The organism is Streptomyces sp. NPDC047981, from assembly GCF_040653315.1.
In the GTDB taxonomy this organism is placed as follows: Bacteria; Actinomycetota; Actinomycetes; order Streptomycetales; family Streptomycetaceae; genus Streptomyces.
In genome coordinates this window covers 1-5,246 of record NZ_JBEZNQ010000167.1, presented here as the reverse complement: position 1 = coordinate 5,246, position 5,246 = coordinate 1, and the positions used below count along the sequence as shown (strand labels likewise).

The 5,246-nt window shown below is 70.5% G+C and carries 2 protein-coding genes and 2 pseudogenes; 3 read left to right on the top strand and 1 reads right to left on the bottom strand.

Features of this window, described 5'->3' with window-relative positions; translation table 11 throughout:
• Positions 1 to 662: hypothetical protein (locus AB0E14_RS39250; protein WP_362430231.1), on the top strand; the 662-nt coding region annotated here is incomplete at its 5' end.
• A 278-nt stretch (positions 663 to 940) separates the two neighbouring features.
• Positions 941 to 1,268 (top strand): annotated as a pseudogene (locus AB0E14_RS39245) (transposase family protein); the annotation flags it as partial.
• On the opposite strand, the pseudogene AB0E14_RS39240 reads toward AB0E14_RS39245, so the two are convergent.
• Positions 1,245 to 1,577 (bottom strand): annotated as a pseudogene (locus AB0E14_RS39240) (transposase family protein); the annotation flags it as partial. The pseudogenes AB0E14_RS39245 and AB0E14_RS39240 sit on opposite strands and share 24 nt — an antisense overlap.
• A 547-nt stretch (positions 1,578 to 2,124) precedes the next feature.
• Between AB0E14_RS39240 and AB0E14_RS39235 the strand changes: the two are divergent.
• On the top strand, positions 2,125 to 5,220 hold the full coding sequence (locus tag AB0E14_RS39235; protein ID WP_362430228.1) for a beta-ketoacyl synthase N-terminal-like domain-containing protein: 3,096 nt from the start codon (positions 2,125 to 2,127) through the stop codon (positions 5,218 to 5,220).
• Positions 5,221 to 5,246 lie beyond the last annotated feature (26 nt).

The window sequence follows — 5,246 nt, the reverse complement described above, 5'->3', positions numbered from 1 at the left end:
ACCTGCCCGGCAGGCAGGGTGTCTGGGCCGGCGTCGATCTCCGCCTGCTCCCTCGTCCCGAGGTCGCCCGTCAAGCCGCCCGACAAAACCAAATGGCCGCCGGGGATTTGGAAATCCTCGGTGCCATCCACGCCGGGCACCACGACATCAACACCATCGCCCTGGCCCTGAACCTCACAGAGAGGCAGGCCCCAAATCGGCTGACCCGGCTGGGAAAGCGGGTGGGGATGACGGATACCAGGTACGCGGCGGTCCTTGCGAAGCTTCTCGGTGACCTGCCCGGCATGCAGGGTGCGTGGCAGGGGATCGTCCTCGCCGAACTCCCCACACCCGAGGAAAGCCGCGAGAACACCGCAGCCCGAGTACACAAGTCGCAGAGTCACCTGTCCCCCGCGGACTTGAAGGTTCTCGGTGCCATCCACGCGGGACATCACAACATCGTCGACATCGCCCAGGCCCTGAACCTCTCAGTTCACCACGTTCAAACTCTGCTGTCCAATCTGGGGAAGCGGGTGGAGATGACGGATACCAGCTCCGCGGCGGTCCTCACGAAGCTTCTCAACGACCTGCCCTACATGCAGGGCGCGTGGCAGGGGATCCTCCTCGCCGACCTTCCCACACCTGGGGAAAGCCGCGAGACCCGGAAGCGGAGAAAGCAGTAGCGCCACGGCCCGGAACCCTGCTCCGCACCCTGAAACCCGCCCCGTGACCAGCCACAGCCAACTGCTGAACCCCCTTCTGGAAGGGGCACTGAGCCTCTTCCATCCTGGATTCGGCGCGGTCTCTCAAGCGCTTCTGACCTGCGGCGATGCTCTTGATCTTCACTCTCGGAACCACAGGATGAAAGACGTTCCGTGAACCCTTTTCATCCCGTCCCTGGCGGGTGAACGTGCTGGTCAGAGGGGTATGAAGTGACGTGGCAAGGCCCCTGGTCGTTGGCGTGGCGACTTCACTCGACACACCGGCGACCGAGGGGCCCTGTTCCGTATTCTTCCATGCTCGACGTCCCGCACGGCCTCGTCGAGCATGTCTCGTGGCTGATCCACGCCCGCCGGGAGGAGCTGAACTCTCCGTGGCGGCGCCTGGGTTGCTTCAAGCAGGCCCTCATGGCCCTGGCACATCTACGGAAGAACGAAACGTTCCCGCAGCTCGCGGCCGGTTTCGGTGTCTCCACGGCAACGGCCTGGCGGTACGTCGACGAGACGCTGGACGTCCTGGCCGCGTGGGCGCCTGGCCTGCACGAGGCCCTCGCCCAGGCCGGTCAGGGCCTCGTGCAGGCCCGGCGCCCATGCCGCGAGGATGTCGAGGGTCTCGTCGACGTAGCGCCAGGCAGTGGCTGTCGAGATCCCGAAGCCGGCTGCCAGGGCGGGCAGCGGCTCGTTCTTGCGCAGGCGCACCACTACGAGCAGGGCCTGCTGGAAGCAGCTCAGCTTCCGCCACCGCGAACGGCGTCCACACCTTCATGCGCAGATGAGCCAGGAAACGTGCTCAACCAGCTCATGCGGGACGTCGACCGTGGCACGATACGGGACCAAGCGAGGCTCCTCGGACGATGCGTGGTGCGTAGAGAACACCACCGCAACGACCAGGATCCTCTTCTCGTTGCGCACCCCTACTGACCTGCCATTTCACCCCACAGAGACAGGGTGAAAACGGCTCACTGCTCGCGGCAGCACTTCGTCCGGTGCGGAGCCGGTTCCTGATCATGGACCGCGATGTTGACCCTTCGGTGACTTGGCGCTAGTTTCGCTGCGTCCACCGAACGGCCCGTCTTCCTGTTGCGGGCCCGCGCGACCCCATGCCTTTCGTTCGGCTCGTTCGTTAGACCGAAATTCTTCCCGGGCAATGCATCGCACCTTCGGAGAATCATGACGTCGGCAGAGCACGTCCTGGACCTGGTCATCGGAGTAACTCCTTTCGGCGAGCCCGACGCGCGGCTCGCGGCCGCCGTCACGCGAGCCGGAGCGCTCGGCGTGCTGGACCTCGGGGCCGGAGACCGCGCGGCACGGGAGGCATGGAGGGATCTGCGTACGTGGCTCCCCCACGGGCCATGGGATCCGTGTCGGACCGCGCTGCCGATTATCCGTCGACAGCCTGGCCGGTGGCGGCGTCCCGCCACACACCGTGGTGCTCGGCCAGGGCGCCTCCTGGCGGCCCGGGGACCTGCCCGACGGTGTGCGCGTGCTGGCCGAGGCGAGCGGTGTCGACGAAGCCCGTGACGCCCTGGACGCGGGAGCCCACGGCCTCGTCGCCCGGGGCAGCGAGTGCGGGGGGCGGATCGGCGAACTCGGCGCGTTCGTCCTGCTTCAGCGGCTCCTCGACCTGGTCGGCCCCGACGGCCCGCCGGTCTGGGCCTCCGGCGGCATGGCACCCGGCACGGCCGCCGCCGCCGTGGTCGGCGGGGCCGCGGGGGTCGTGCTCGACACCCAGCTCGCACTCCTGGCCGAATCGGCGGTTCCCGCGTCCGTCGCCTCCCTCCTGCGCGGGATGGACGGCTCCGAGACCACCGTTCTTGCCGGCCACCGGTTCCTGCGCCGCCGCGCTCCCGGAAGAGCGCCCACGGATGACCTGCCCGACGATCCACAGAAGGTGGCGGAACTACTCGGAGGCAGTGATCCGGGGAGCCAACTGCTCCCCGTGGGCCAGGACGGCTTCCTCGCCGCCCGGTTCGCCGACCGCTACCGCGACGCCGCGGGCGCCGTCCGCGCCGTCACCGACGCGGTGTCGGCCGCCGTCTCGGGCAACGGCCCCGTGGAGGTCCTGTGTCCCGGATCGCCCATGAGCCGCGCCCTGGGGACCCGACTCCCCGTCGTCCAGGGCCCCATGACCCGGGTCAGCGACGGCGCCGGCTTCGCCGCCGCGGTGTCCGACGGCGGGGCCCTGCCCTTCCTCGCCCTGGCCCTCGCGGGCCGTGACCAGGCCCACGCCCTGCTGGCCGAGGCGGGCGCCGCACTCGCCGGCCGGCCCTGGGGCGTCGGCGTGCTCGGGTTCGCACCCGAAGAGACCCGCAGCGCCCAACTGGAGGCCGTACGCGCCCATCGGCCCACCCACGTGATCATCGCCGGGGGCCGCCCGTCGCAGGCGCGGGACCTGGAAGCCGACGGCATCAAGGCCTTCCTCCACGTGCCCTCGCCCGGGCTGCTGGGCCAGTACCTGGAGCAGGGCGCCCGGCGGTTCGTGTTCGAGGGCGCCGAATGCGGCGGCCATGTCGGCCCCCGGAACAGCTTCCCTCTCTGGGAGGCCCAACTGGCCGTGATCGGCGACTGGATGGACCAGGACCCTAACGGTTCGGCCGATGTCGAGGTGCTCTTCGCCGGCGGCATCCACGACGCCCGCTCCGCGGCCATGGTCGCCGCGCTGGCCGCTCCCCTCGCCGTGAGGGGCTGCGCGGCGGGCCTCCTCATGGGCACCGCCTACCTGTTCACCGAGGAAGCCGTCGCGTGCGGCGCCGTACAGCCGCTCTTCCAACGACAGGTCCTCGCCGCCGAGCGGACCGCCCTGCTGCACACCGCCCCGGGGCACGCGACCCCCTGCGTCCCCAGCCCGTTCACCGTGGGCTTCGGTGCCGTAGAGGCCCGCCTGCGCGCCGAGGGTGTGCCCGGCCGCGAGGTGTGGGAGCGGCTCGAACGCCTCAACGTCGGCAGACTGCGCCTCGCCAGCAAGGGCGTCGAGCGCACCGCCGCCGGGGATCTCGCGCCCGTGGACGAGTCCCGCCAGTACGCAGAAGGGATGTTCATGGCGGGCGAGGTGGCGGTGCTGCGTACGACCACAACCACGATCGCCGACCTGCACACGTCCGTCACCGACGACGCCGTCGCCCTTCTCGGCCGGCGCTCCGCCGACCTCCGCGACCGCCTCGTGCCCGGCACGGACCGGCTCGCGGCTCCCGTGCCCGTATCCGCTCCGCTGGACGTGGCGATCGTCGGCATGGCCTGCATGTTCCCTCAGGCACCGGACCTGGCCGCCTTCTGGGCGCTCGTCCTCGACGGCCACGACGCCGTCACCGAAGTCCCACCGGATCGCTGGGACCCCACCGTTCACCACTCCCCGGAGCCGGGCGCCGCGAGCGCCTCCCGGTGGGGCGGCTTCCTGCCCCGGATCCCCTTCGACCCCCTGCGGTACGGAATCCCGCCGGCCTCGCTCGGCAGCATCGAGCCCGTCCAGCTCCTGGCGCTCGAAGCCTCCCGACGCGCCCTGGAAGACGCCGGGTACCGGGAGTCGGGGCGCGCCTTCGACCGCACGCGGGCGGGTGTCGTCTTCGGCGCGGAGGCGGGCAGCGACCTCGCCAACGCCGCCACCCTGCGGGCGGTCCTCCCCTCCTACTACGGCCATGTCCCCACCGAGCTGGACGAGCAACTGCCCCGGCTCACCGAGGACTCCTTCCCCGGCATGCTCGCCAACGTCATCTCCGGGCGGGTGGCCAACCGCCTCGACCTGCGCGGCGCCAACTACACCGTGGACGCCGCCTGTGCCTCCTCCCTCGCCGCCGTCGACGCCGCCTGCAAGGAACTGGTGCTCGGAACCAGCGACCTGATGCTGTGCGGCGGCGCCGACCTGCACAACGGCATCAACGACTACGCCCTCTTCACCTCCGTGCACGCGCTCTCCCCGACCGGCCGCTCCAGACCCTTCGACGAGAGCGCCGACGGCATCGCCCTCGGCGAGGGCGTGGCCTGCGTCGTCCTCAAGCGCCTCGCGGACGCCGAACGCGACGGCGACCGCGTGTACGAGGGACGGCCTGTTCTACTGGCTCGTTCCGCCAGGAACCGCCGACCGGTGGGAACCGCACTCGCACGCGGTGTGCCTCGGCGCCCCGCACAAGATCACGCTGCCGTCGCTCAACTCCAAGACACCGCCCAGTACGCCGGGACCGTACTGGTTCCGGCCCTCGGCGAGCGACCGCTTGGTCCCGGCCGCCCCCCTTCGAGAGGCGCTGACCCAGCTCCGACCCGAGCCCACCCCGCACGCCGCGTTCGCGAAGCGTTTCGGTGCACCTTCTCGAACCACCGCCGATCCCGGGTGGAGCCGGGCATCAGACCTGCGGGGTGCAGTGTGAGGTGCGCATTTACACCCAGACGCCTTCGAGTGGCCCGCCCCGCGCGAACGTCTCGACGCGGCCACGCGGGCGCGGGTGGGCACGGAGCCGCGCAGGGGGGGGCCTTGTCCCCAAAAGGTGGACACCTGTTCGTGTCGTTATGCGGCAAGTGTCAGAGTAGCTGACTGCTGTTCGTAGACGTTCGGTGCCT